At 68.3% G+C, this 24,744-nt stretch carries 26 protein-coding genes; 11 read left to right on the top strand and 15 right to left on the bottom strand.

From position 1 onward, the window contains the following. Nucleotides 1–42: 42 nt before the first annotated feature. From ACFV7Q_RS09890 to ACFV7Q_RS09880, 3 genes are read right to left on the bottom strand one after another with little or no spacing between them, the layout of a single operon-like run. Entirely contained in the window at nt 43–1,152 is a 1,110-nt protein-coding gene (locus ACFV7Q_RS09890; RefSeq protein WP_385426042.1) for a zeta toxin family protein, read from the bottom strand. A gap of 31 nt (nt 1,153–1,183) precedes the next feature. Beyond that, nucleotides 1,184–1,432, bottom strand: a complete 249-nt coding sequence (locus ACFV7Q_RS09885; protein WP_385426039.1) for a hypothetical protein — start codon at nt 1,430–1,432, stop codon at nt 1,184–1,186. Then, nucleotides 1,429–1,872: a hypothetical protein gene (locus ACFV7Q_RS09880; RefSeq protein ID WP_385426037.1), complete on the bottom strand. Its 444-nt coding sequence runs from the start codon at nt 1,870–1,872 to the stop codon at nt 1,429–1,431. The genes ACFV7Q_RS09885 and ACFV7Q_RS09880 overlap by 4 nt, the downstream gene beginning before the upstream one ends. A gap of 842 nt (nt 1,873–2,714) precedes the next feature. Between ACFV7Q_RS09880 and ACFV7Q_RS09875 the strand changes: the two genes are divergently transcribed. The 3 genes from ACFV7Q_RS09875 (at nt 2,715) to ACFV7Q_RS09865 (ending at nt 5,740) form a co-directional block, all read left to right on the top strand. Then, on the top strand, nt 2,715–3,863 hold the full coding sequence (locus ACFV7Q_RS09875) for a S8 family serine peptidase (protein ID WP_385426034.1): 1,149 nt from the start codon (nt 2,715–2,717) through the stop codon (nt 3,861–3,863). 297 nt (nt 3,864–4,160) lie between these two features. Next, nucleotides 4,161–4,376, top strand: coding sequence for a hypothetical protein (locus ACFV7Q_RS09870; RefSeq protein WP_385426032.1), 216 nt, complete (start codon nt 4,161–4,163; stop codon nt 4,374–4,376). A 626-nt stretch (nt 4,377–5,002) separates the two neighbouring features. Beyond that, nucleotides 5,003–5,740, top strand: coding sequence for a hypothetical protein (locus ACFV7Q_RS09865; RefSeq protein WP_385426030.1), 738 nt, complete (start codon nt 5,003–5,005; stop codon nt 5,738–5,740). Here ACFV7Q_RS09865 and ACFV7Q_RS09860 read toward each other — a convergent pair. From ACFV7Q_RS09860 to ACFV7Q_RS09845, 4 genes are all read right to left on the bottom strand, one after another. Further along, a complete protein-coding gene (locus ACFV7Q_RS09860) occupies nt 5,676–6,155 on the bottom strand; it encodes an ATP-binding protein (protein ID WP_385426027.1) in 480 nt (159 codons plus the stop codon). The genes ACFV7Q_RS09865 and ACFV7Q_RS09860 overlap by 65 nt on opposite strands. Before the next feature lie 130 nt (nt 6,156–6,285). Next, nucleotides 6,286–6,507 carry a hypothetical protein gene (locus ACFV7Q_RS09855; protein ID WP_385426025.1) on the bottom strand — a complete coding sequence of 74 codons (222 nt, stop codon included), beginning with the start codon at nt 6,505–6,507 and terminating at the stop codon, nt 6,286–6,288. A 3-nt stretch (nt 6,508–6,510) separates the two neighbouring features. Then, on the bottom strand, nt 6,511–6,684 hold the full coding sequence (locus tag ACFV7Q_RS09850; protein WP_385426022.1) for a hypothetical protein: 174 nt from the start codon (nt 6,682–6,684) through the stop codon (nt 6,511–6,513). After that, nucleotides 6,681–6,905 (bottom strand): hypothetical protein, encoded by a 225-nt coding sequence (locus ACFV7Q_RS09845; protein WP_385426019.1) that lies wholly within the window; start codon nt 6,903–6,905, stop codon nt 6,681–6,683. The genes ACFV7Q_RS09850 and ACFV7Q_RS09845 overlap by 4 nt, the downstream gene beginning before the upstream one ends. A gap of 242 nt (nt 6,906–7,147) precedes the next feature. Between ACFV7Q_RS09845 and ACFV7Q_RS09840 the strand changes: the two genes are divergently transcribed. After that, nucleotides 7,148–7,288, top strand: coding sequence for a hypothetical protein (locus ACFV7Q_RS09840; RefSeq protein ID WP_385426016.1), 141 nt, complete (start codon nt 7,148–7,150; stop codon nt 7,286–7,288). A 248-nt stretch (nt 7,289–7,536) separates the two neighbouring features. Here the strand turns inward: ACFV7Q_RS09840 and ACFV7Q_RS09835 are convergent, their stop codons facing one another. The 5 genes from ACFV7Q_RS09835 to ACFV7Q_RS09815 form a co-directional block, all read right to left on the bottom strand. Next, a complete protein-coding gene (locus tag ACFV7Q_RS09835; RefSeq protein WP_385426014.1) occupies nt 7,537–8,790 on the bottom strand; it encodes a zeta toxin family protein in 1,254 nt (417 codons plus the stop codon). Then, on the bottom strand, nt 8,787–9,050 hold the full coding sequence (locus ACFV7Q_RS09830) for a hypothetical protein (RefSeq protein ID WP_385426012.1): 264 nt from the start codon (nt 9,048–9,050) through the stop codon (nt 8,787–8,789). Before ACFV7Q_RS09830 ends, ACFV7Q_RS09835 begins: the two co-directional genes overlap by 4 nt. A gap of 138 nt (nt 9,051–9,188) precedes the next feature. Continuing rightward, nucleotides 9,189–9,800: a hypothetical protein gene (locus ACFV7Q_RS09825; protein ID WP_385426009.1), complete on the bottom strand. Its 612-nt coding sequence runs from the start codon at nt 9,798–9,800 to the stop codon at nt 9,189–9,191. Then, nucleotides 9,766–9,999 carry a hypothetical protein gene (locus ACFV7Q_RS09820; protein WP_385426006.1) on the bottom strand — a complete coding sequence of 78 codons (234 nt, stop codon included), beginning with the start codon at nt 9,997–9,999 and terminating at the stop codon, nt 9,766–9,768. Before ACFV7Q_RS09820 ends, ACFV7Q_RS09825 begins: the two co-directional genes overlap by 35 nt. 343 nt (nt 10,000–10,342) lie before the next feature. Next, a complete protein-coding gene (locus tag ACFV7Q_RS09815) occupies nt 10,343–10,513 on the bottom strand; it encodes a hypothetical protein (RefSeq protein WP_385426003.1) in 171 nt (56 codons plus the stop codon). 893 nt (nt 10,514–11,406) lie between these two features. On the opposite strand from ACFV7Q_RS09815, the gene ACFV7Q_RS09810 reads away from it, so the two are divergent. The 5 genes from ACFV7Q_RS09810 to ACFV7Q_RS09790 all read left to right on the top strand — a co-directional run bounded on the left by ACFV7Q_RS09810 (nt 11,407) and on the right by ACFV7Q_RS09790 (nt 15,634). Continuing rightward, a complete protein-coding gene (locus ACFV7Q_RS09810) occupies nt 11,407–11,673 on the top strand; it encodes an XRE family transcriptional regulator (protein WP_385426000.1) in 267 nt (88 codons plus the stop codon). 458 nt (nt 11,674–12,131) lie between these two features. Beyond that, nucleotides 12,132–13,151 carry a helix-turn-helix domain-containing protein gene (locus ACFV7Q_RS09805; protein WP_385425998.1) on the top strand — a complete coding sequence of 340 codons (1,020 nt, stop codon included), beginning with the start codon at nt 12,132–12,134 and terminating at the stop codon, nt 13,149–13,151. A 96-nt stretch (nt 13,152–13,247) separates the two neighbouring features. Next, nucleotides 13,248–13,961, top strand: a complete 714-nt coding sequence (locus ACFV7Q_RS09800) for a Phenylacetic acid catabolic protein (RefSeq protein WP_385425995.1) — start codon at nt 13,248–13,250, stop codon at nt 13,959–13,961. 63 nt (nt 13,962–14,024) lie between these two features. Continuing rightward, nucleotides 14,025–15,152 (top strand): radical SAM protein, encoded by a 1,128-nt coding sequence (locus tag ACFV7Q_RS09795; RefSeq protein ID WP_385425993.1) that lies wholly within the window; start codon nt 14,025–14,027, stop codon nt 15,150–15,152. 26 nt (nt 15,153–15,178) lie between these two features. After that, nucleotides 15,179–15,634 (top strand): acyl-CoA thioesterase, encoded by a 456-nt coding sequence (locus tag ACFV7Q_RS09790; protein ID WP_385426095.1) that lies wholly within the window; start codon nt 15,179–15,181, stop codon nt 15,632–15,634. A gap of 599 nt (nt 15,635–16,233) precedes the next feature. On the opposite strand, the gene ACFV7Q_RS09785 is transcribed toward ACFV7Q_RS09790, so the two are convergent. Further along, nucleotides 16,234–17,286 carry a YncE family protein gene (locus tag ACFV7Q_RS09785; protein ID WP_385425991.1) on the bottom strand — a complete coding sequence of 351 codons (1,053 nt, stop codon included), beginning with the start codon at nt 17,284–17,286 and terminating at the stop codon, nt 16,234–16,236. A gap of 145 nt (nt 17,287–17,431) precedes the next feature. Between ACFV7Q_RS09785 and ACFV7Q_RS09780 the strand changes: the two genes are divergently transcribed. Then, on the top strand, nt 17,432–18,367 hold the full coding sequence (locus ACFV7Q_RS09780; protein WP_385425988.1) for a LysR family transcriptional regulator: 936 nt from the start codon (nt 17,432–17,434) through the stop codon (nt 18,365–18,367). Nucleotides 18,368–18,879: 512 nt separating this feature from the next. Here the strand turns inward: ACFV7Q_RS09780 and ACFV7Q_RS09775 are convergent. Next, nucleotides 18,880–19,629: a transposase family protein gene (locus ACFV7Q_RS09775; protein WP_385425985.1), complete on the bottom strand. Its 750-nt coding sequence runs from the start codon at nt 19,627–19,629 to the stop codon at nt 18,880–18,882. 269 nt (nt 19,630–19,898) lie between these two features. Between ACFV7Q_RS09775 and ACFV7Q_RS09770 the strand changes: the two genes are divergently transcribed. Next, complete coding sequence (locus ACFV7Q_RS09770) at nt 19,899–20,639, top strand: hypothetical protein (RefSeq protein WP_385425983.1); 741 nt, start codon at nt 19,899–19,901, stop codon at nt 20,637–20,639. Between the two features lie 564 nt (nt 20,640–21,203). Here the strand turns inward: ACFV7Q_RS09770 and ACFV7Q_RS09765 are convergent. Next, a complete protein-coding gene (locus tag ACFV7Q_RS09765) occupies nt 21,204–24,095 on the bottom strand; it encodes a galactose oxidase-like domain-containing protein (RefSeq protein ID WP_385425980.1) in 2,892 nt (963 codons plus the stop codon). Nucleotides 24,096–24,744: the final 649 nt, after the last annotated feature.

Below are 24,744 nucleotides of genomic sequence, written 5' to 3'. Positions count from 1 at the left end.
GAGGGTAGGGCAAGGTTCCGAGGCCAGCACGGAGCCTGTACTTCAGCGCGTCCGACCAGGTTTCGGACCTATCTGGCGCAGGTGCGGCGGCTGATCGGCGGCTTTGGGGGTGGCAGGGCGGGCCGGGCTGCCCGGGGTCTTGCGGACCGTCGTCGACCTGGACCGGGCCGCCGCGCTGGAGGGCCGTCCCGGCGTCGGGGCGGCGGTGGCACTCACGCGCATGTCGCCCTCGACGCTCTTGTGGCGCATGACGGGGGCGAGCGGACTCGGGGCGGGTTCTTCGGACCAGGCCCCGCGGTCGACCTTGATGAGGCCGGTGATGGCGCCCTCGGCGTAGAGCCGGTCTGCGTTGGCGCGGGCGGCGGAGAACGAGGCGTCCGCCGCCTGCTGCGGGTAGAGGGCGCGGATGAGGTACTCGGGGGCCATGCGGCCGCCGTAGGAGTCGGCTCCCGCGTCGAAGCGGAGTCGTCCCTTCTGCCACCGCAGCGCGTTCTGCTCCAGCGACGTCTGCATGGGCACTTCGACGCTCAGCACGACACGGTCGGCGTACCCCTTGCGTGCCAGATCGCCGAGCATGGTCGCCGTCCAGTCATAGTCCGCCATGACGCCGTCGTAGAGCAGGTTGAGGTTCTCCGACCGGGCCCAGTCCTCGAAGGTGTCGCGCAGGTAGGCGCTTTCCCGATGCACCAGCGGTGCCAACTCGGCCGGCGCCAGCCGGAGTCCGCCCGGCAGGACATACGCCTCGGGCGCGAGCGTGGGGGTACCGCCGTGCCGGAAGAGGGCTTCCTTGAAGCGGTCGGGGTCCAGGACGACGTACTCCTCGGGTCCCACCCCGTGGGCCTCGGACAGGGCCTGCCCGAGTTCGGTGCCGTCGCCCTGGCGGGCACGGAGAAGACCCTGTGCCTCGCCCTTGCCAGCGCCGGGCGGCCCCGAGGTCAGTAGCACTGCTTTGCCGCCGCGCGGCAGACCGGCGCACGCCGCCTTCGCCTCGTCGAGGATCGCCTGGTGCAGGCGCATGCGCTCAATCGTCCAGGCGCCGTCCTTGCGGTGCCGCCCGTAGGTGTCGTCCGGGCCGGTGGCCAGGTCCCCCCTGGTGAAGCGATCCTGCAGGTGCCGATAGACAACCCGATACCGGTCGTTCAGTGCTTCCACGCTCGGTGCTTTCCCCCTGTGATCCGACGTCTCAGCGCTTCCGCCGACGCAGGATCTCCTCGTAGTCCGCCTCGGAAATCTGGTCGTTGAGCACGGCCGCCGCCAGGACGTCGGTGGTGTTGTCCTGGTGAGTGGGCAGGGTGTGCGTGGGGTGGAACACGGTCTCCTCGAACGGCCAGGCCGCGACGGTGTCGAGCATCTCCTCTCGGTTAACCTGTCCGGCCGCGTACTTGGCCAGGTAGGCGCGCAACGAGTTCATCGGGTGGGTCCCTTCTGTCATGCCGGTAGGGTCCGGCCGTCGACGGCCGCAAAGGCCTCCCGAAAGACGGGCACGTTCTCGCTGACCATCCGGTAGGCGATGGCCTTCTGCCAGCTGGGGTGGTCGGGGTCGTACTGGGGCGTGATGGGGGCCGCGGTGCCCTCGGGCCACCAGCCCCTGCGGACGCCGCGCGATACGGCCCGGGACAGGGCGATGGTCGGGCCGCGGAGCTCGCCGTGGAACTCTTCGCGCAGCTGATCGGCGCCCCTCGTCCCGTCGGCCTCCACGACGAGCCGGGCGAACCGCAGCGCGTTGGCCGGCAGGGAGGTCAGGTACGACACAGCCCGGTCGGGTGTCCACTCGGTGCCGACCGTGAGGGTCAGCTCGTGGCGGTGGTCGGCGACGAGCGCGAGGAACTTGCGCTCGAACTCCGGAGAGGCGCCTTCGATAGTGATCTTCATGAAGCCTCCCGGTGAATTCTCCCCTGGTTCTCCTTGTTTTGCATCTACCGAGCATGCCGAAGCGCAATGTGTCCATCTAGAACCTGTAGAACCTGGTCAAAATTCTACACACGATGGAGTGGCATCGATGGCCGGGCGCGGATCGCCTCGGATAATGTGCGATATCCGAGGCGGTAGACCCGGACCTGACGCCAAGTCACCCCGTACGCCCGAGCTTCGGCCACACGGGTAGGGGTCTTCTTCTCCACGCTCCGGCCGCCCGAGGGCCTCATGTGCCGGCCGTCGGCGACGGGCGGGCAGGCCGGACACGATTACAGCCTCAGGGTGCCCGCCCACCGCCATCCCGTGTCCCACAGCGGCGCGCACTGCCCGTGGGCGGGCCGGGGCGTGCTGGTGCCCTAGCCGGGGCTGCTCAGCACTATTCCTCCCGAGGATGAGCCCCGGGTGTGACCGGGGCCCGGCTCGACCTCCCTGTCTGCGTCGGGGGGCCCGGCCAGCCCGCGGGCTGGCCATCGGTAGCCCGGGTCTCCCTCGCGATCGAGTGTGCGACATCCCGTGTGTTGCTCTGAGGGTCGCTGAGTCCACGACCCTGTGGCCAGTACGCGGCCACGTCCGGAAGGTCCGGCGTCCCCTCGAACAAGCGCCCTGTGCCAGCCGGGGCCACCGCGCCCGCCCCGGCTCAGAGCGGAGGGTGAAGGTGACTTGCATGGCCTCGGGGACGGGTAGGGTGCCCGCGGTCGGAGTGCCGTGTGATGAGGTGGGTCTGCGCGAGATCGCAGCGCACGTACATCAAGGGGGCAGAGATGCAAGGCACCATACGTCGAGGTTCGTGGTGGAGGGCGGTGGGCGTCGTAGTCGTGGCGTGGGCGGTCGGCGTCGGCACGGTGATGCCGGCGGCAGCCGACAGCGACCCGCCGGACTACCTCAAGGTCATGAAAGCCGAAGAGCTGTGGAAGGTGGCAGACGGCAGCGGCATCACGGTGGCCGTCGTCGACAGCGGCTTCAAGGAGGTCCCGGGCGTGCGGAGCGAGTCCGTCCTTCCAGGCGTGTCGGTCATAGAGCCGCCGGTCGAGCAGCCGGACAAGAAGTACTCGCCGCACGACGATGTCGCCGGGCACGGGACCACCATGACCGCGGCGATCGTCGGCGACGGCTCAGGAGGCGGCCCCAAGGGTCTGGCTCCCGGCGCCAAGGTCATGCCCGTCCGCACCAGCATCGGCATGCCCCTGGCCTTTGCCGCAGGCGGCGAAGGTGCCCAGGGGATCCGGTACGCGGCCGACCACGGGGCCAAGATCATCAACTTGAGCTGGGGCGACCACTACGCTTTCGAAAAGCTCAAGTCGGCTGTCCAGTACGCTCAGAGCAAGGGCGTACTGGTCTTCGCTGCCATGGGAAATGAGGGGGAGGGCAACAACGCGGGCAACCTGCTCGCCATGCTGCCGGGAGTCATCGGCGTAGGAGCCATTGACGAGAAGGCCATGCCGCTGAAGCTCAGCTCCTACGGGCCGGAGACGGACCTGTCCGCATACGGCAGCAAGGCCCGGGTCCGCTGCAAGGAGAACACCCGTTGGTGCGTGGCTGACGGAGGCACCTCGTACGCGACTGCTCTGGCCTCCGCCTCCGCCGCGCTCGTATGGTCGGCTCACCCCGACTGGACCGCAAATCAAGTCGCCCGCGTCCTCATCGAGACTGCCGGCGGCCCCGTCGACGGCTCCAAGCGCAACGACCGGATCGGCTACGGGGCGGTCCGCCCGCGCATGGTCCTGCTCGAAAAGGCGGGCAACCCGGGGGCCCCTGACGTCGACCCCCTGGCCCCGGCCCCCACGAACACGCCCACCCCGACCGCCAGCACCGGGCAGACCGCTGCGGCCCCGGCGGAAGCTGCGTCTGAGGAAGCGGGCCTGCCTTGGCAGTGGCTGGCACTCGGCGCCGTCGTCGCCGCGGGCCTCGGCCTCGCGGGCACGCTGATCGTCAAGCGCCGCCGCAGCTGACCCTTCACTCAGATCCCCGAAGGCCGCCGCCGAACCCGCGAGCAAGCCCCAGCGGCGGCCTGGGGGCGTGGGCCACGGGTGCTGGTCGGCCCCGCACGGCTGAGCGGCCCGGGCCTGGCGCCCCGGCCGATACCCTGACCGCTGCCTGGTCCCCTCGGGAAAGGGGACCAGGAGAGAGATGGCTGCGAACGACGAGATACGGCCCCGCCATAGTCGGGGACTGCGGGCAAGAACGCTGGGCGCCACCCCTCGGTCGCCTCGCTGTATCGGGCGCTCGCCGAGGCCGAGGACGACGCCATGCCGGATGACGTGCAGGTCATCGGCCCCCGCCGCCCGGTCCGCGCCCGCATTACCGGGCCCGGCAGCGGCACCGACCCGGAGCTGATGGAACGGCTCACCGCGCAGGTCCTCGGCGGCGACACCGTGCTGGACGACCTGGCCCGTCCGGCTCAGGACCGCTCCGACGACGTGGTGGCCCAGCTGCTCGCACAGGCCCACGACACAGACGCCTGACTGGCCCTGGCTGGCCTGCACCATCGGATGGGAGGACCCCGGAGGTATGGCCAGGAGGAACATCCGGCGGTGCGGCCAGTGCGGCATGGAGCTGCCCGAGGGCAGCAGGCGGTCGCGCCGGTACTGCGGGGCGGCCTGTCGTACGAGGGCCTGGCGGGTGACCCGGGCCCGCTGGGCGGCGATCGACGCCGGCGGCGAGGCATACCGGGCCCTGATCGAGGGCCGCAGGCACCCATGGCCCCGGTTCCGCTGCCCGGAGTGCGGAGACACCTGGTACGCCAGCGACACCACACCCGGAAGCGCTCGGACAGCCGTTACTGCTCGCCGCGGTGCCGCACGAGGGCGTGGCGGAGGCGTTCGCGTTCAGTAGGCGTCACCGCGTGACGCCTACCTGTGACGCTATCGACAGGTCAGATCACATGATCGTTCTCACCGAACCGCTCTACCGATGTTCCCCGAGGCCGGGGTCGGGTCGAGTGGGCTCGATGAGTGGCTGCTGAGGAGACTCACGATGCTACGGCGGACGTCCCGCAGAAGATGGGGTCAGAAGAGTCTTCGTGTTCTAGGGGGTGTGATCGTCTTGGGCTTTGCCATTTGGGTCGGCCCCGGAGTTGACCTAGGTGGTCGTGGCCGCGTTCGCCAGTGTGGTGGCCTTCCCGCTACTCGCGGCCCTCGCGATACGGGCGTACAGGAGACACACCGAGGCCAAGGTGTACGAGCGGCCACGCAGCAGGCTCGAACCCGCTGCCCCCGAAACAAACACATGCGTCGAAACCTACTGCGAATGCACACGCACGATCCCATCGTGGGAATGGGCCGAAAGGCAGTGGCCGGGCGCGATCGTCGGCGGGTGTCCCAGCGCCATCGACTGCCCTGACTGCCATAGATCGGCCCACGAAAAGGGATACCCGCACATGGTGCTTGATGCCTCAGACGGAGGATGCGCGACGTACATGTGCGACCCGGACTGCATCACCACTGCCCCCGAAGATCTCTTGACGGCAGCAACACGTCTGATCGTCGGCCAGACCGAATGTCGAGCGCAGTTCGAGGCCGAGCCCACCGCTTTCCGATGGATCTTCTACCGTGAAGGCACCAACGTGTGGATCCGCCTGCTGGAGCTGGCCAACGGCAGAGACCACGACAACACGGTGACCGAGATATGGTCCACCCAGCAGAACATCGACGTCGTTGCCCGAGCAGTGATCCGCTGCTTCGACGAGGTCGTGAGGGAGTACGGCGAGAGCGCATACCGCGGCAAGTGGGGTGAGCACTTCCCCCGAACCGAGCTCGAAGCCCTCAGGACCGCGTGGCGCGAACATCGAGGCGACTGGGCAGCCCCCTCGACACCATCGAACCCGTGAAGTTTCGGCAGCACCTGGCACGGGTTCGCCGGAACATGTGCGCTATTCCGAATGACTCGTTGGAGGCGATGGCGACGCTGTTCTTCTCCTCGCGTTCGGTCACAACCCGGAACAGGAGTTCGGCGCCGTGACGGTCGAGTTCGATATAGCCGAGTTCGTCGATGCAGAGGAGGTCGACGCGGCCGTAGTTCGCCGCCTTGATCCGCCGTTCCGAGCGGCGGCGAGCCCGGTCGTCGCACTCGGCCATCAGCAGTTCGCCGAGGAAGCCGCGGTAGGTCATCTGGTCCTTCATCGCTCGGTCGGCGATGTCGGAGAACTCGTTGCGGATCGACGGCAGCCGCAGCAGGCGGCAGGCGGAGTCGATGGCGGCGTCGGCGGCCTGCTCGGTCACGCCTCGCTGGCGGGGGAGGGTCATCGTGCTCCTTCCTCCCGGTGGTCACCGCCGCTTGCCCGGCGGTGTCGGAGCAACTGGTCGTAGTGGGTCACCGAGGGCAGCGGCCTGGTGTCGGGTGGAAGGTGCGCGAGCCGCCACTCGTGCAGGGACGTCACTGTCGCCGACGGCTGGCCGGGCCCGCGGGGATCCTGTGCGGGCTCGGTCTCGGCCTGAGCGGCTTTGCGGCTTCCAGCGCGACCGCGTCTGCGGTCATGGCCCCGGCTCGAAGGGCCGCGGCCAGGCCGGCGACGACGTGCTCGTGCGGCATGTTCCTCCCGAGCAGCAGGACCTCGATCAGCGCGCGGGTGCCGTCTCGCTCGCCATGGATCTTCATGACCTACGTCCACCAGGCGTCATGGACCGGGGTGAACGTGCCTGCTGAGCGGGCCGGTTCGAGGGCGGTGGAGCCGGGGAAGGCGCCGGGTTTGCGGACGAGGACCTCCAGGTAGTGGTCCAGCTCCAGGCGGACCGCTCCTTTGGCGATCAGGCGTTCGTGCCGGGCGACTTTCACGTTCTGGTCGTAAACCACCAGCTGAGAGGCGTGAAGGATGACTCTGACCCGTTGCCGATCAGCCGGATGGGGACCGAGAAGCGGTTCGTGCGGACCGGGATCTGGCCGTAGCGGTCGACCCGCCGGGTGAAGAGCCGCCCGATCTCGCATGGCTCGTCGGGAAGCGGCATCAGCAGCGGCTGTTCGAGCGCGAACTCCTCGGCGATGGTCCTGGAACTCAAGTGGCTTCACTACTGCTCGATAAAGCCACCAGACACCGGGCGGGCGCGGGTCGCGCTCGATCGCGAGGACCTCGTAGGTGCTCCCGGCGTGGCCGTGGTCGTACCGGCCACCGACGAGGCGGGGGCCGACCTGGGTGGCGATCCACTCCTCGTAGGCCATCTCGAACCCCTCCTCGCGGTCGCCCAGCAGCTCGGCGGGCATCGTGCCGCCGCACCTGTCGCAGTCGCTGGGGGCGGAGGGTTTGACGTTGCCGCAGGCCGCGCAGGACCACGACGGGCGGCCGCAGTCGTGGCAGACGTCGTACGTCGCCGGGTTGTCGGCCCCGCACGTACAGCCCCACGCCATGCGCGAGCGCTTCGCGGCCGCGAGGTCGGTCTCGTAGGTACCCCTGGATCTCCTTGTCGTCCGGGCCGGGGCGGCCCGGCCCGGGTCGGTGGTCTATTCGGCCAGATAGAACGCGGCTATACGGCCCGGTCGATGTCTCCGGCCGCGTAGCTGGCCAGGTAGGTCCGCAGTGACTGCATGGTGTGCTTCCTTGTGGTTGGTCAGTGCTGGTTGCGTTCCAGCAATCAGAAGATGATGTAGGAGTGAAGTGTTACGGCTGCCCATGGGGAGGGGGCGAAGCAGGGCCTACAGGTTTCGGCCCCTGCGTCGTTCAGGAGCGGGCGGCTGCGGGGCCTCCCGGCCGGGAGTGCTTCCGGTGCCAGCGGAGGGCGCGGGACGACCGCGGGTGGTGGTGGAGCGCGCCCGGGCCGCGCTCGCGTTCGGCCGGCGGGAGGCTTCCGGTGCGGGGCCGGTGCCGTGGTGCTGGCGGGCCGCCGCGAACCTACTGCGGAGCTTGTCCTCGGCGGCTCTGGTGGCTGGGGTGAGCTGGTCGCGTCTCCGACTCTCGTCCCTGCCCTGCGGGGTGGCAGGAAGGTCGAGGAAGAGTGCGAGCGGGGTGGGGCCCGTCGCCACAGAGTTCTCGATGAGAAGGCTCAGCAGAGGCTTGGTCGCCTCGTACTGCTGACGGACGGAGCCACTCGGGTCGGGTGAGGCCATAGCAGCGACGGTTTCGGCATCCTGGGAGAGTCGTCGCAGTACGGGGCGGCTCTTGTCGGTGGTCTCGCCCCGGGCGGCCATCTCGACCAGGACCGTGCGGTACTTCTCGAGCCACGAGACAGCCTCGTCCACTGGCATCGGCTTCGCGCGTTCGCTCTCCAGCACCGGGACGGCCCCGGGGCCTTCCGGCCACAGGCCATCGGGGCCGCGTTTGCTGCTGTAGAGGTTGGCGGCAGAACGGTTGGTGATGACGACCGAGGTTACGGCCGGACTCTGCTCGGCGGCCGCGACGGTCTCCGGCACCTTTCCGTAGGCCAAGTCCTGGAGCTCAGGTGGAGTCCAGCGGCCACCCTCGAGGAAGCGGTCGAGGGCGTCGAGCCGACTGCGTTCCTCACGTACGGCGAGCGCGACGACCCCTACGGGGCGGCCCACTGCGGCGAATCGCTCGGCGGTCCCAATCGTCATCCTCGGGTCCCGGAAGACCCCTTCCAGCAGCAGGCCGTAGCCGTCGTCGAGGGCGTGCTCGATACTCATTCGGACCATCGCCCCGGAGAACTGGGCTGTGGCCGTCTCGCGGGTCTGCGCGTCCTCGGCGAGGAGCTCCTGGTAGCGGGGGTGGAGCGGGCGCAGTTCGTCACCGGTGAGGGGGACGAGCGTGCCACCGTGCCGTCGGACAGTGGCGGCCATCGCTTGGCTCTTCCCAGCCGCGGGCTGTCCGCCAAGCAGGACCAGGGCCGGGGTCTCCTGAGGCTCGAAGCCGTCGAAGACGAACTCTCTGACGCGTTCCTCGAAGCGGTCCCTTAACTGTGTCTCGGTGAGGAAGTAGGCGCTGGGGTCGGTCACCGGGCCGCCTTCAGCTGCTCGATCTCCAGCTTCCAGTCGGTGATGTGTTCCAGGAGCGCAGGGCGGTTCTGCGGGTCCGCAGCCCGGCGGGCGTCACGGACGCCAAGGACGCGCTGCCACCACAACTCGCGCTCGGCCGGATCTGTTGCGGCGTCGGACCTGTGTGTCAGCAGGCCGACCAGCTCGTTGGAGACCTCGGTGAAGACGTCGAAGACCATGGCGGTCGGGGTGTGCTCGTAGGGGTCTGACTGTTGGGACATGGGTATTTCCTGTCTTGGGTCGTCGAAAGGTGCGCCGACGCTGGGAACGGGCCAGCTGTGTGCGTTGGTTGCCCGGTCGGGCCAGCGGGGAGATGCGATCTCCCTCGCAGGGACCGAGCGGACGCGGCAACAGCCTTCTCAGAATCGGGGGTGCTGGGGAACCGGCGGACGCGGGACGGCGGGGAGGTTCCAGTTAACCCACTGGCCGTTCTCGGCTGAGCCGACCATCACAGTCGAGGGGCGCTCATTGTTCCGCTGCGTGTCGGCGATCCGGGCTCGCGTCTCAGCGATGAGCAGGGGGTCGGTGAACTCGACCGGCTCGGCGGTCATGTCCTCGTCGCGGTTCCAGATGGCGAGCAGGTGGTCGAAGGACTCGGCGGGGGTAGCCCAGTAGGAGGCGTGGCGCCGGTCCGGGTCGGTGATGACGGCGAGGCGGATCTCGGGCAGGGTGTCGGCGGGCGCGAGGTCCTCGGTCTTGGCGAGGACGTGGGTGAAGCCCTCCGCGGCGAGCGTCCGGTGTGGCGTCCTTCCAGGATCTCCTTGTGCAGCCGCCGCCGCTCCACCGTCCAGGTTCTGTTGCGGTGGTGCTGGCCGTAGGTGTCGGCCGGCCCGGTCGCAAGGTCCCCAGTGGTGGTCGTTCCTGCAAGTGCCGGTAGAGGGCGCGGTACTCCGCGCGTAGCACGTCCACGTTGTGGTCTCTCCCTTGTCCGTTCGGTCAGAGGGACTGCCGGCGGCGGAAGATCTCCTCATAGTCCTCCTCGGTGATCTTGTCGAGGAGCATCGCGTGTCCCACAACGTCAGTCGTGTTGTCTTGGTGGTCGGGCAGGGTGTGGGCGGGGTCGAAGTCGCGCTCCTCGAACGGCCAGGCCGCGACCGTGCTGATCATCTCTTCCCGGCTGACCTCCCCGGCCGCGTAGCTGTTCAGGTATGCGCGCAGCGATGCTGTCATCGAGTGCTCCTTCCAAGACGCGGTGCGGCCATCTTGTGGTCGAATGTTGATCTTCGCAGACCGGGCTCAACAGGACCATGTCTCGGTCTTCGTGGATGGACACACCTGGTTTGCTTTGCCGTCGCGCGGAAGGCCGGAGCGGGCGGCCTTCACCTCGTCCAGGATTTCAAGGTGCAAGCCGCGCCCGCTCCACCGTCCAGGCTCCGTTGCGGTGGTGCTGGCCGTAGGTGTCGGCCGGGCCAGTCGCCAGGTCCCCAGTGGTGAAGCGTTCCTGCAAGTGCCATAGAGGGCGCGGTACTCCGCGCGCAGCACGACCATTTCGGGTCTCCCCCCTTGTCCGTGGTCAGAGGGACTGCCGGCGCCGAAAGATTTCCTCGTAGTCCTCCTCAGTGATCTGGCCATCGAGCAGCGCTCCTGCCACGACGTCAGTGGTGTTGTCCTGGTGGTCGGGCAGGGTGTGGGCGGCGTCGAAGTCGTGTTCCTCGAACGGCCAGGCCGCGACCGTGCTGATCATCTCTTCCCGGCTGACCTATCCAGCCTCGTAGCTGTCCAGGTACGCCATCAGTGATGCCTTCATCGAGTGCTCCTTCCAGGACCGCACATGCGGCCGTCCAGGGGTGTGATGTTGATCTTCGCCGACCAGCGTGCCGGGGCTGTCGGGCCGCATCGTGCTCCCGGGTGCCGGTGTTGCGCTTGACGGCCCGGCCGCCGTTCGACGCTTTCCCCAATGCCCGTCGGGAGACGGTCAGTACGGACAAGCCCTGCCAACCGGCCAAGGTGAAGGTGAAGCCTGTCACGCTCTCGTAGAACGCGACGCCCCCGATCGGGCAGCCGAAACTTCGACCGACGACCCAGTGGCGGGGCGGGACCACGCATCCGCTGGTCGTGGGTCACCTCGGACGGTCCTCGACGTCGATGCCGAGGGAGGCGGCCTGCTCGACGACGGCGGTCTCGTCGTCCAAGGCGGCCCAGGTCTTGCGTCGGTGGGGTGGTCTGCGGCGACTGTGGTCAGCAGGTGCTGGTTTGCGGTGCTGTCCTGGACGCTGGCTGCGGTGACCAGGACCGTGAGTAGGAGTCCGATCGTGTTGGTGACGATGTTCCGCTTCCGGCCGGCGATCTTCTTTCCGACGTGCACGCCCTGGGTGGCGGAGACCGGGGGTGGAGGTCTTGATGCTCTGGGAGCCGATGGTGTCGGCCATCAGCTCCGGATCGCATCCCTCGCTGGCGCGGAGCAGGCGGCGCAGGAGCCCGTGAGCCTTCTACACCTGCCTCTCCTCCGACTTCCTACCCGCTCACTGCGACGCGTCCTGGGCGCCACCAGCGAGGCCGCTCTGACTGGAAGGACTTCCTGATGCCACGCCAGGTCAGCTTCCGGTGCCGCCTGGGCGGGCTGCGGCCGTCCGCGGCATGTTCACCGTTGCCGAGCTCATGCCGCGCCTGACCGAACGCGTCAGGCTGTCCTCCTACCAAGCCCACCGTCTGGTCTCCGGCATCCCGGACCGGCTCTCCTGCCGGTGCTGTGCAATCCTCTGCGACGTCCTCGACAGCACACCCAGCGACCTGATCACCACCGCGGCCAAGAACCTCCCGGCCCGCCGAGCCGCCGGCGAAGAGCCCCGATCAACTTGGCCGCTCGGCGAACCCACGCGCGTCCGCCTGACGCCTGAGGGGTGAGCCGTAACCCCGGAGGAGTACGAGCGGTGGGTGATCCGCGACTGCGCACGCTGCGGCCGTCGAGCCTCGAAGTCCGCCGAGTGGTCGGATGGCCCGATCTGCCGGACCTGCTCTACGAACGGGCGATGCGCATCCGCGGCCGCTGCCCCTGTTGCAGCACCGATCGGCTGCTCCCGGGGGTGACGGCGGCAGCACACCGATCTGCCGGGACTGCGCCGGCATCGCCCGAGAATTCTTCTGTATCGCTGTGGCTTCGCGGGCCTCCTGCTCGGCGGACGCCTCTGTGAACGCTGCACCCTCGCCGACACGCGCGTTGCGTAACCCCCGTACAGCCGCCCGGCACCACCGCTTCATCGACGGCGGCTCGCCGGTGGTTTACCCCGTCCCGCCCCGGACTGGCCGGTTCCGTGCTGGTCGCGTCCGGTTGGTCACGCTTGGATTGCGCCGGGGGTGCCGACGTGGCGGACTGGGGCGGCATGCGGGTGTGGGCGTGTCCGTCGGGCGGCTGGGAGATCGCCCGGGGACGGCCGCACGAGCGATTGCGCCCGGGGGTGCGGGGCTACCGGGGCTACCGCATCGACCTGGGCCGGACCCACCGCAGGCTGGAGCTGCCCGGTGGGCTGGTGACCCTGCTCGTGGGGCTCGGCCCCCCGGTGCGCGTCAGCGACCCCGCGGGCGCTGACGGCCGGGCGCCACGCTCTCTCACCTCCCTGTTCGCGGGCCCGCACACCCGCGCCGTACTCGGCGAGCACGACGGGCGCGCGTACGGGGTGCAGGTCCTCCTCACTCCCTGGGCCGCCCACCGGCTGCTGGCCGTCGACATGGGCGACTTCACCGACTCGGTGGCCGACCTGGACGCCGTACTCGGCGGCCGGCGTGCCCGGAACCTGGCCGACGCCCTCGCCACCGCCCCCGGATGGGCCGAGCGGTTCGCCCTCCTGGACCGCCTGCTGACCTCCCTGCTGGTCGGCCCCTCCCGCCTGATCGGCGGCCGCGTGACCGGTCCGGAGTTGAACCCGCAGGTGCTGCGGGCCTGGGAGCTGCTCGCGGCCGGGCCACGCACCGTGCCCTTGCCCGTGGCCAGAGTCGCCGCCGAGGTCGGCTGGAGCGAACGCCAGTTACGGCGCCGGTTCCAGGAGCAGATCGGCCTGTCGCCGAAGGCCGTCGCCCGGGTGGCCCGCCTGCGCCGCGGCCTGGCGCTGCTGACCCGGGGGCACCCGGCCAGCGCGACCGCGCTTGCCTGCGGATTCCACGACCAGCCGCATTTCCAGCGGGAATTCAAGGCCATGACCGGGCTGACCCCGGCCGAGTTCCTCGGCCACCGTGCGGCCGCCGCGGCGCTCGCCGGAGGCGGCCGGGTGGACCGGGTCCCCGGCGAGGTGACCAGCGTTCTCCTGCCTGCCCGAGCGGCAGGAGAGGTACCGCTCGGTTGTGGCCGTTTTCTGCAAGACGGGCCGTGCACGGCGATGACAGGGTGAAGCCGCCCGGCGGTCGTACCTGCCGGTAATCCCGTGCGCGTTGCCGCGCGCACACCTGTGCCCCGTACACACCCCACGAAAAGAGAGGTGGCCAAGGTGCCGGCAGAGGACGAAGTGATCGTGGTCCGCACTCCCGAGGAATTCCACGACATGCCCGAGGAATACCAGTCCATGGCCACGCGCCAGATGCTCATCCACGCCGAGGGCGAGCTGTCCGGAGCCGACGACTACATCCGGGTCTTCTACCCTCTCGCGCCCGACGCCGAGGAGCGGCAGGTCTGCTGCGAGCGTGCGGCCGAGGAGATCAACCACTTCAAGGTGGCCAGCGCCGTCCTGAACGACCTCGGTGTGGACACCTCGCAGATGTCCCGGCAGTCCCTGGAAGAGCGCCGCAAGCTGTTCCTTACGGCCGACTTCCACAACAGCACGACGTGGGCCGAGCGCGGCGTGGTGTCCTGGCTCATCGAGGACGCGGTGATGGAACTGCTGAAGGAGATGTCGGTCAGCAGCTACCGGCCGTGGGCCGACTCCTTCCGAACCGTCATCCAGGACGAGCGGGTGCACATCGCGCACGGCGCGCGGATCGTGCGCGGCCTGGTCAAGGACCGCGACGGAAAGAAGCAGGTCCAGGCGGCGGTGGACCGTCTGTGGCCGCACTCCCTGGACGTCTTCGGCAGCCCGGGCTCGAAGAAGGCCGAGATCGCGGTCGGCTGGGGCCTGCGGACCCGTACGAACGAACAGGCGCGGCACGACTGGGAGGTTCGCGGCGGCGCGAAGGTCAGGAAGATGGGCCTGGCCCTGCCCTCCTGACACCGCCCGGGCGACCGATCGACACCTGAGCACCTCCCCACCCACGTCAGGAGCCGAAGCAGCATGTCAGCCCAGCCGATCGACCTCACCCTGAGCCCACGCCGCCCACGCACCCGGGAGGAGATCCGAGCGCGCGTCACCGAGCTGATTTCGGCGGAACCGGAACTGGGCGCCCGGTTGGACGCGTTACGCCGCTTCGGGCGCACCGTCCGCAACACCGAGGTGCACCTCACCGGTGCCTGCAACATCCGCTGCGACGGATGCTGGTTCTTCGCCCACGACTTCGACTCGGCCGTCACCGACCAACGGGATCTCGCCAAAGTACGGAACTTCGTCGAACGCCTCAAGACCGACGGGGTCACCTCGGCCCTCCTCATCGGCGGTGAGCCCACCCTCGTCCCCGACAAGATCCGCCCGTTCGTGGAGCTGCTCGATTACGTCACCATCTCCACCAACGGGCTCCTCGCCCTGCCCAAGGACGGCTTCGAGGACGTGGCGGTGGCCATTTCCGTCTTCGGCGGCGGCCCCCTCGACGACCAGCTCCGCGCCATCCACCCCAACGGCCGTCGCTTCTCGGGCCTGATCGACACCGCCCTGGACAACTACCGGGGCGACCCGCGGGCCACCTTCGTGTTCGCGCTGACCGAGCCCGGCATCCGCTACATCGAGGACACCGTCCGCAAGATGGCCGACAACGGCAACCTGGTCAGCTTCAACTTCTACAGCGAGTACGGCTCCGACCACCCGCTCGGCGCCCTGGAAGGCCGTCGGCTCCTGGACGAGGCCCTGCGCGTCAAGGACCTGTTCCCGCAGGTCGTCGTCAATGACCCGCACTACATCGAGACGCTGATCACGGGCCGCTCGCACGGCAAGAGCTTCGGTTACGACGTCTGCCCGAGCATCAGCGTCGACCACAAGGCCCACGCGGAGCGCATGGGGAACGGCAACCCGGTGCTGCCCGGCTTCAACGCGTGGGGCGCCGACCTGGAGACCGTGCAGTTCTGCTGCACTTCCGGCCACTGCGGGGACTGCCGGGACAGCCAGGCAGTGCACAGTTGGCTCTTGATGAGCATGCACGACTTCCTGGACAGCGCCGAGGACCTGCGCACCTGGCTGGGGGTCTCGGAGGGGTACTGGCGCCAATGGTGCTGGTCCCCGTACAGCCCGCACCACAGCACTACGACCAGCTGACAGCCGACGACGAAAGGGACCCGGCCGTGCCGCTCCACGACCCCGCCGCACCTTCCCCCTCCTCTTCGCCCTTCACCGTCCGTGTCACGGTCCGCGAGTACGAACTCGACACCCGCGGCCACCTCAACCAGGCGGTCTACCTCCAGTACTGCGAGCACGCCCTGTGGGAGGTCCTGCGGGCGGCCGGTATCCCGGGCGACAAGCTGCTGGCGGGGGGCGTGGGCCCGGCCCAGCTGGAGTGCACGCTCAGGTTCCGGCGCGAACTCCAGGGCGGGGACGAGGTCGACGTCTCCTGCGTCTTCGAGTGGGGCGAGGGCAAGACCTTCCGGCTGCGCCAGGACATCCGCCGCGCGGACGGCACCCTGGCCTGTGAGGTGACGGGCGTCATCGGCCTGCTCGACCTCGCCCGCCGCGGCCTGGTGCCCGACCCGGGCGCCCACCTCCGACAGCTGGCCGAGCACCCGGACGTACTCGGCCTCTGAGAGGGCTGATTCCGTTCGGGGCTTTCGCCCGCATCGCCGACGGCGTCGAGCGCCCGGTGCACGACACCGGCTGTGCCTCCGCGGTGGCGGGGCGAAGGGTCAAGGCTCCTACCGGAGCCGGGGGTTCGGAAGAATGCAGGAGGGCTGCTTCACCCGAACGTGTCACCGCCCGGACGGCGAACCGCGAAAACGCGCGGGCCGCCCGGAGATCTTCCGAGCGACCGGCGAGGGTGGGGCAATCGGTGTCCAGCGGGACGGAGCGCAGTCCCGGGATCTCCGGTAGGGGCCCGTCGGCGGGCAGCAGCGAGAAGGTCATGCGCGCGGCCCGGCAACACGGTCACGAGTGGCCACAGACGCCCTGACCTGCCCCGGCGTGCGCCACCGCCCTTGCCAGGCCAAGCCGAGTAGCCGATCCCGACGTCCGACCCCGAAGACGAGAGCCCGTTGCGTCGGGAGACGCAGGGCGGGCTCGGCGAGAGGCCCGGAGGAACGGACCGGAAGCAATCCCCGCACCGCACTCCGGCCCGACTCGTCAGCCGGAGCGACCCGCGAAGTACGGGACCGGACTGGACGTACTCGTCCGGCCCGGTGGGCTGCGATCAGGCCGGGCGTGGGAGATACGCCAGGCCGTGCGCGCCGGGCTCGCCGAGCTTGGCGATGTCCAGCCGGGCCAGGCGTTCCAGTGTCTCCAGGTCGACGATGTCGACGGTGGAAGAGACGACGCAGGCCACGTAGGCGAGTCGGCCGTCGGGAGACGAGGTGATGGTCAGCGGGAAGAGCCCGACCTCGATCTCACCCGACTGCTTGCGGGTGTCGGCGTCGAACACCCTGAGGCGGCCCGGCGCGTTGCGGCCGAGTCGGAACACCGGATCGGGTGCCATGCGCACTTCGCCCGCGAGCAGCTTCCCCGTCGGCGTCAGGTGCACCGGCAGGACGACGTCCTCCGTGGGCAGGGTGTCGACGACGGACGCCGTCCGGGCGTCGATGACCCGGATTCCCGTGGCCGGCCGCTGCTCGGCGGTGCCGGAGAAGTTGCCGTAGGGCGCGGCGACGAAGACGTGCGTGCCGTCGGCGGAGACGGCGAGTCCCTCGCTGCCGGGTACCTCGACCTTCGAGGTGAGGACGCCCCGTTCAAGGTCGACGACCGACACGAACGGCGCTTCCTTGTTGGTGGCGTACCCCGTCCTCCCCGCCGGGTCGATGGCGAACCAGTGCGGGCCGGGCGCGTTCGTGTCGATCCTGCCCACGGGCCGGCGGGTCGCCGTGTCGATCACCACGACACCGCCGGGCCGGTCCCCCGCGCCCTCCACGCTGACGTAGAGCCGACCGCGCACCGGGTCCAGCGCCAGGCCGTGCGGCCCGTGTTCCGGGGCGAGGTCGACGACCTCGACGATGCGGCGAGTGTCGGGGTCGACGACTGCCAGGTCGGTACGCCGGCCGCCGTTGGCGTGGTAGTAGCCCGAGTGGTACGTCAGCGTGCACCACAGCAGTCGTTGCGTCGCGTCGAAGCACAACTCGTGGGGCTCGGCGGACACGTGCACATCGCCGAGGTGGCGGTCGGAGGCGGCGTCGAAGAACGAGACGGTCGGTCCGCTCTGGCTGACGACGGCCAGGACATCGCCTTCTCGACCGGTACGGGGGGACTGCTGCACAGCGGCTCCTTGAAGGGGGCGGAGGGAGATGTGCCACGCGTTGTCGCGGGCGCCTCCACTCTCCGCGCCGGAGGGCGCCACAACAATGCAAAGATTGGCATTCAAGCATTGCCGCAGACGTAAAACTGCAGTTCAGGAGCTACCTGTGGATCTCAACCTGCTGCGAGTCCTGGATGCCTTGCTCCAGGAGAACAGCGTGACCCGTGCCGCGGAGCGCCTCGGCACCTCGCCTGCGGCGGTCAGCCGTACCCTGGCCCGGCTCCGCCGCGCCGTCGGCGACCCGCTGCTGGTCCGGGCCGGCCAGAGGATGGTCCCGACCCCACGCGCCCTGGAACTCCGGGAGGAGGTGGGCGCGTTGCTGCGCAGCTGCGACAGCGTCCTGCGGCCCGGTCCCGGGTTCGATGCCGTACGTCTCCAGCGCACCTTCACGGTGCAGGCCACCGACCTGCTCCTGGCGGGATTGGCCGGGAGCCTGACCGAGCGGATCCACGCGGAGGCCCCGGAGGTGGACGTCGTCTTCCTGCCGGAGGCGGTGGAGGGCGGCCCCGGGTTGCGGCAGGGCTGGGTGGACGTCGAACTGGGCGTCCTCGGACACCTGGACCCGGAGGTCCGAACCCGGCAGCTCACCCGGATGACGCTGGTCGGCATCGCCCGCATCGGTCATCCCCTCTTCGACGGACGGATCGACGCCCGTCGTTTCGCCGCGGCCGACCACATCGGCATCTCCCGGCTCGGCAAGCGCCTCGGGCCCATCGACAGTGCGCTCGCGGATCTCGGGCTGCAGCGCCGGACCGCGGTCGTGGTGCCCAGCCACACGAGCGCGATGATGCTCGCCCGGGACACCGACCTCGTCGCGCTCAGCCTGGCCGACTGGCTCCCCGACACCATCTCCGCCATGGGACTGCGGACCTTCCCCATCCCCCTCGACCTGGCCCCCTTGGACCTCGGGATGGCCTGGCACCCCCGCAACTCGACCGATCCGGGGCACCGCTGGTTCCGTGAGCACTTGGCGACCGCTGTCCTGACCCCGGCGAGGACGGGGGTGGCAGCCGCTGCTGACCTTGGAGGCGCGGTGTCGTAGGGACCGGCGATCGGTGATCGTCGCGGTATGCCGGGGGTACGAGGTATCCGGAGGATGGGGTCTGACCGCGGAGGGGCAAGGGCTCCGCGAGCGGATCCGGCGCCCCGGACGTCCGCGGGGCCGTGACCTCACGCCGACCCGGCGATCCGTCAACCGTGCGCTGTCCGCGGCACGCGCACCGGTCGAGCGCGGCGTCGTACGACTGAGGTCATGGCAGATCCAGGACCCGATGCAGCTCGAATCGAATGCCGTCCTCATCCGCCGCCATCCTCACCCCCTGGAGCGGCAGCGCGGAAAAGCTGCTTCACTCGCGCCTCCCCCCATCGGGTTCACAGGTGCTGAGACGGAAGTGACCGCCTACGTCTGCCCCTCGTGGAGCGGGACAGGATCCGGGGGCGTGACCGACAATAGGATCTTCGCAAGTCTCACAGAATGCTTTGATGCGGCGACGTCCCCCGGGTTGCTTTCCCACGGGGCCCAAGTCGGGATCACGCAGGCTTCATTGAGCTTCTTCAGCGTTGCCGCTCCAGCGTGAGGATGGCCTTGGCGATTGACGTCATGCGGTTGGGGCTGCACCGGGACCTGCGGAAGATCCGCCAGGACTTCAGGCTCGCGACACCGCGTTCCACGGGCGCTCGTGCTGCGGCCAGTGCCCGGTTGAAGGTCTTTTCGGTGGGAGTGAGTTCCTGAAGTGGCTTGCGTTTGATGCCGGTCGTCAGCCACGGTCCTGCGCCTTGGTAGGCGAGATCGGCCAGGATGGGAACACCCTGGCGCTCGCAGATCCGGATGATCCGGTGGGTACGGGCGGCGGTCAGGTCGTGTGTGCGGCCCGGCAGGGCGGGCGAGATCCACAGAAGCCGGCCGCCGGGGTCGGTGACGACCTGAACGTTCACGCCGTGGCGCCGGTGTTTGTGGGAGTAGTCGGCCCGGCCGTCGCCGACCCGGTCGCACTCGGCGAGGGTGCCGTCGAGCAGGATGAAGTCTGGATCGTGCTCGCGCAGCGTCTTGAGCAGACCCGGTGCTCGTTCGGCGAGCAGGTCGACGACCGCGCGGGTGTAGGCGTGGGCGGTGGACTCGCTGATCCCGAACCCGGCGGCGATCTTCGCCAGAGTGGTGTGCTCTCGTAGGTACACCAGTGCCACCATCGCCCGCTGAGACGGACGGAGCTTGCAGCGCCGGTCGCCCTCACGGGTGACAACCAGCATGGTGACCCACTCCACGAGCGCATGCGGCAGGTCGAGTGCGGCAGGATGGATGACCAACGAGGCCCCCGAGCGACGTGATTGAGACGTCAGACATCTCGATCAACAGCTCAGGGGCCTCGTCCGTTGCGCTTCACGGCCCATCACCCGATCGGTGGCCAACTCGAAGAAGCTCATTGATCAAAACGATCTGTGAGCCGTACGGTTGAAGAATCCGCGGACGCCATCCCCGGGGCGGGGCGGCTGGATTGCCGGAGCGCCACGGTGCAAAGCTCGATGCGGCCAAGGACCGGCAGAACAACGGTCCGCGTCAGCGATGGAGGTCGAGGATGAGCAGCCAGGACAATCAGTTTGTTGCCTTGGGGCCCGCGGACATCGGGTTCAAGACGCACGCCACACGAATCACGTCCGGAGCGGAGATCCACGGCACGCTCGTCGGCGTCGTGGGGAGGTGCCAGGGACGCGACGGCGACGGAGTGGCCGGATTCGGGTCAGGCACCACGGGTGCCGGCGTACACGGAATGTCCAACGTGCAGGACGGCAACGGTATTACCGCGGACGCTCATAACGGCTCCCAGGCGTTCGCCCTCTGGGCCAGGTCTCGCTCGGGACTGGCTGGGCGGTTCGACGGCGCGGTCCGGATCAACGGAGCACTCACCGTCACCGGGGCCAAGTCGTCCGCGGTTCCGCTCGCAGACGGGACCCTGCGGCTCCTCTACGCGGTGGAGAGCCCGGAGTCCTGGTTCGAGGACTTCGGGTCCGGCCGGCTCGACAACGGCGTCGCGGAGATCGCACTGGACGAGACCTTCCAGGCGGTCACGGGCAACGACGAATACCACGTGTTCCTCACGGAATATGAGGACAACAACGCGCTGTACGTAAGCAACCGGACCGGATCGGGCTTCACGGTACCCTCGAAGACACCGTCAGCCGGCGGTGAGTTCAGCTACCGGATCGTCGCCAAGCGGGGCGACATCGACAGCGCGCGGTTCGCTGAGGAGTCGGCCATGGACAAGCCGGTGGGAGACGATTACAAGAGTGCCCCGCCCGAGGCTCCCGAGGCGCCGTAGCAGCCGAACCCGGACCGGGGCGCTGCAAAAACCGCTCCCGGAGGATCGCTCCCAGGGCTACGCCTGCCGGCCACAGCGGGGCGGGGAGACCGCCCCTCTCCTCGCCCCGGGTCACTCATTGCGGTCCTTCCACAGAACCAGATCCGAAATCGAGCACGGCCACGCTGACGAGCGATCTGCTCCGCAATCTGCCCCCGGCCAGTGTGGGCACTCGCAAAGGGCCGATCACATGCCCCTTGACCTGCGACTTCAAGTTGACGAAGACCACCTTCGGGCGCTCCCGCACCAACGACGCAAGTGAGGGGCTCCGCTTCAGTCGGGACACCCCCGGCCGGGCATGCCGCGCCACGCCGTCGAAGGCCTCGCCGACCCGATCGTCGTCACACATCCAAGCCCCGCCGTCCAGGCACATCACCGGCATCCCCACCGACCGCTCCGGTGCCCATTTGCGCGATCTCGATCGCCCCCCACGGCAAGTCCGCGACCGTCATCATCACCGCCGGCAAGCCGATGACGTCCAGCCGCCCCTTCAGCGTCTCTATCGCAGCAGACGCCAACTCGCCCTCAAGCGATGGGGAAGGGGCCGTGCCAGGTGAAGGGTGGTTCGGATTCGCGAAGGAAGTGCACGAGTCCCGCGCCTATGCGGGCCACGACTTCCAGGTTTCCGTTTTCTCCGAGGGTGCTCTGGATCATGGTGACCGCGTCGACTGTGTCTGTTGTGGTGCCCACGGGGAATGGTCCGGCCCATGGCGTGTTGGGGTTCTCGCGGACGTAGTGCCCGAGGCCGCCGTTGGCCATGGGTGTCACGATCTCGAAGTTCCCCTCGTCGCCGAAGTTGCTTTGGATGAGAACCGGGTTCCCGCTGACGCCTGAGGGCACGATGGGGAAGGGGCCGTGCCAGGTGAAGGGTGGTTCGGAGTCGCGAAGGAAGTGGACGAGTCCCGCGCCTATGCGGGCCACGACTTCCAGGTTTCCGTTTTCTCCGAGGGTGCTCTGGATCATGGTGACCGCGTCGACTGTGTCTGTTGTGGTGCCCACGGGGAATGGTCCGGCCCATGGCGTGTTGGGGTTCTCGCGGACGTAGTGCCCGAGGCCGCCGTTGGCCATGGGTGTCACGATCTCGAAGTTCCCCTCGTCGCCGAAGTTGCTTTGGATGAGAACCGGGTTCCCGCTGACGCCTGAGGGCACGATGGGGAAGGGGCCGTGCCAGGTGAAGGGTGGTTCGGAGTCGCGAAGGAAGTGGACGAGTCCCGCGCCTATGCGGGCCACGACTTCCAGGTTTCCGTTCTCTCCGAAGGTGCTCTGGATCATGGTGACCGCATGGACCCTCCCCACCTCCGTCCCGAACCGGAAGGGTCCCGCCCAGGGCATGGCGGGCTCATCGTTGTTCCGGACGAAGTGAGCCAGCCCTCCCTCGGCACGTGGTGTCACGACCTCGAAGTTTCCTTCGTCGCCGAAGTTGCTCTGAATGAGGACCGGATTCCCGCTCGAACCGATATTCAGATGAACGAAGAGACCCTCAGACGGGATGACTTGACCATCTGCCTCCGCCGCGATGAACAGCAGATACCAGCCCGGTGGGGCGATATTTCCATTGGGGGGAGAAACGGCGTCTATCCGATTGTCCGAACGCGTGTAGGGTAGCCCGATGTAGCGCTGGTCTGAGTTGAAGGAGTGTGTCACCGATCCTGCGCGAATCAGCGCCACTCGGCGGATCCTCTCGGCGTCCGGCGTGGTGATCCGGAAGCGTGTGTCATATCCGATGGCCTCGGGCGCATTGGTGATTCTTGGGCGATCTCCGCGTTCGATGTACGGCGGCTCGTAGATCTCGATCCGAGTCTCTCGATTATCCACTGCGACACCGTTCTCGATCTTGCCCTCATCTGTTGGTGCTTGCGGCAGCGGCTGCCCCGCAATTACCGGGTAATCCGCTCTGCGGTGGTAGCTCCAGTCTCCCGCGTCATTACCTCCCGCAGTGAATACGCGGCCGTCCGGCATGAGAAGCGCAACTGAATGATAGCCCCGCGCGACTTTGGCCGTTCCAGTGGCCGGTAGCGTCGTCCATCTATCCTCAGCTGCGTCGTAGAGCTCGGTTTCCAGCATGGCGCGGTTGGCGTCAAATCCCCCGCAGACCATGATCTCTCCGGTGGGCAGAATAACCGAGTTGCTGTCCTGGCGCGGACGGGAGCGGCTGCCCGCGATGGGCTGACGCTCCCCTGTCGGCTTCCATACAGCCAGGCCTCCGGGCTGCCTTTCGAATGGATTGATGACGACCGGCTGCGCGCCACCGCACATCAAAATCTTCGCCTCGGAATACGGTGGAAGCAGCGGGAGCAGGACGGAAGTGGTGTTGAACCCGTGATAAACCGCATCCGGTTGATCCGCGGCCACCTCCCAGCGGGAAGATGCGCGACTCCAGGTCTTGCATTTCCCCTCGATCGGTGTCGCGGAAAAGACCTCGCCATTCGGGAGGACATGTAGTCGCGGATAATATGTTGGAACCAGCCCGGAAATAGCGGGCGGCCCGAGCACCTTCCAGTTCCCTGAAAAGACTTCAACGTCACGATTGACATGATCTTGCAGATTTGCCGCGCTCGGGTGACCGACGAGTGCCAAACAATCGCCATCGCCCAAGGTGACTAGGGTCGGATACCATCGACCATCCTTCATATCCGCAGCCCTTGTCCAAGGGTTTGTGCCGAATGGGGCTTCCGGCTCGAAGAGCCACGTGTAACGGAGACCGGTGAAATGCTGGTTCCTGTGATGCCCCCCTGGATCAGGGTCAGGGTCCTCCTGGCGAAACTCCCAAGATTCGGTTCCGCCGGCGACCAGCAGGCGCCCGTTCGGCAAGAAAGCGTGGCCGCAGCAGAACAGGTCCGGCGGAGTGGTACCAGGAGGCACCTGGGGGGACGCCGCGGCCAGGACTGCGCCACTGGAACAGTCGTAGATCCGAGTGCTGTCGATGTGCTTGGGGGCTGTCCGGCCGAGAAAATGACGGCCCGGGTCGTGCTCGTCACCGCTGAAGAAGAGAATGTGTCCCGTGTGCAGCAGTGCGGCGTGCACCGCAAGCTTTCCAGACTCTTCAGTACGCGGATCCCAGCGCATGAGTTGCGAGAGGCGGAACGGGCCACGAGCCTCAATGGAATCGACGGTGAGGCTGCCGTTGGAGGTGAATTCGACGACGATTTGGCTCGTATTGGTGAAGTCCTGGCCGCCAGGGCCCGAGAAGTCGAGGAATCGGAAATCGGTCAGCCGCGTACGGGCTCGCGCAGTAGCGACCGATACGCCGACCGCTGTGGTTATGGTGACTTTCACGTCGGCGCCATCGCCGGCTAGGTGGGAGACGGCGATCCTGAGCCGGTCGGCACCACCGTCGTGCAGGTTGAGTCTTGGAGCGCCGTTTGCCGGGAGCTGGTAGCTCACCTGCATGCGGGCCTGTTGGTCGGCGCCGAGCATGAGCCGGAGTCGGTCCGCGTTCCCCACCTCCAAGCGGGCCGGTGCCCCTTGGGGGGATGGGAGGTTGTTCACGCTGACGGATCGCTCGCCTCCCAGCATGGCCCCTCTCTGACTGCGGACAGTGGTGGCCGACGAAGGTACGGAGAAGCTGTCCGGGCCTGTCGTGAAGTCGTCGAGCAACCGGTGGTGGAGTGCGCTGCTTTGGACGGTGAGACCCGCAGGGGCGACCGAAGCAGTGCCGTCGACGTCCAGAGTGAGGGTGAAGGCAGTGCCTGCTCCGCCAGTAGGCAGGAACTGGTGGGCCTGAGCCGGGATGAGTGTGAGTTGGTGTGTGGAGGTGCGTGATAGGACGTCTGCGTTGCCGAGGAGGAAGGGGGTGAGGTCGTGGGACAGGGCGCGGCCGTCGATGGTGACGGGATATCCGTGGAGGGTGAGTTTGGATCCGGTGGCTTCGGCGAAGCCGGCGTGGCGAGGGTCTAGGGATATTCGGCCTTCTGTGTCGAGGGTGAACCGGAAGTCGGCGAATGCGCCTGCCAGTGCGATCGCGTAGGTCCCCGGGATGAGTGTGAGTTGGTGTGTGGAGGTGCGTGATAGGACGTCTGCGTTGCCGAGGAGGAAGGGGGTGAGGTCGTGGGACAGGGCGCGGCCG

This window comes from Streptomyces sp. NPDC059851 (assembly GCF_042732005.1).
Lineage (GTDB): Bacteria > Actinomycetota > Actinomycetes > Streptomycetales > Streptomycetaceae > Streptomyces.
Note: the sequence above shows the minus strand (reverse complement) of the source record. Positions and strands in the feature narration are given on the sequence as shown.

Coding starts and splice junctions, on each gene's coding strand:
- ACFV7Q_RS09885 (WP_385426039.1), bottom strand. CDS start 1,432: ATGACAGAAGGGACCCACCCGATGAACTCGTTGCGCGCCTACCTGGCC.
- ACFV7Q_RS09880 (WP_385426037.1), bottom strand. CDS start 1,872: ATGAAGATCACTATCGAAGGCGCCTCTCCGGAGTTCGAGCGCAAGTTC.
- ACFV7Q_RS09870 (WP_385426032.1), top strand. CDS start 4,161: ATGCCGGATGACGTGCAGGTCATCGGCCCCCGCCGCCCGGTCCGCGCC.
- ACFV7Q_RS09860 (WP_385426027.1), bottom strand. CDS start 6,155: ATGACCCTCCCCCGCCAGCGAGGCGTGACCGAGCAGGCCGCCGACGCC.
- ACFV7Q_RS09855 (WP_385426025.1), bottom strand. CDS start 6,507: ATGAAGATCCATGGCGAGCGAGACGGCACCCGCGCGCTGATCGAGGTC.
- ACFV7Q_RS09830 (WP_385426012.1), bottom strand. CDS start 9,050: ATGTCCCAACAGTCAGACCCCTACGAGCACACCCCGACCGCCATGGTC.
- ACFV7Q_RS09825 (WP_385426009.1), bottom strand. CDS start 9,800: ATGAGGAGATCTTCCGCCGCCGGCAGTCCCTCTGACCGAACGGACAAG.
- ACFV7Q_RS09820 (WP_385426006.1), bottom strand. CDS start 9,999: ATGACAGCATCGCTGCGCGCATACCTGAACAGCTACGCGGCCGGGGAG.
- ACFV7Q_RS09815 (WP_385426003.1), bottom strand. CDS start 10,513: ATGATCAGCACGGTCGCGGCCTGGCCGTTCGAGGAACACGACTTCGAC.
- ACFV7Q_RS09810 (WP_385426000.1), top strand. CDS start 11,407: ATGTTCACCGTTGCCGAGCTCATGCCGCGCCTGACCGAACGCGTCAGG.
- ACFV7Q_RS09795 (WP_385425993.1), top strand. CDS start 14,025: ATGTCAGCCCAGCCGATCGACCTCACCCTGAGCCCACGCCGCCCACGC.
- ACFV7Q_RS09770 (WP_385425983.1), top strand. CDS start 19,899: ATGAGCAGCCAGGACAATCAGTTTGTTGCCTTGGGGCCCGCGGACATC.
- ACFV7Q_RS09765 (WP_385425980.1), bottom strand. CDS start 24,095: ATGCTCGGCGCCGACCAACAGGCCCGCATGCAGGTGAGCTACCAGCTC.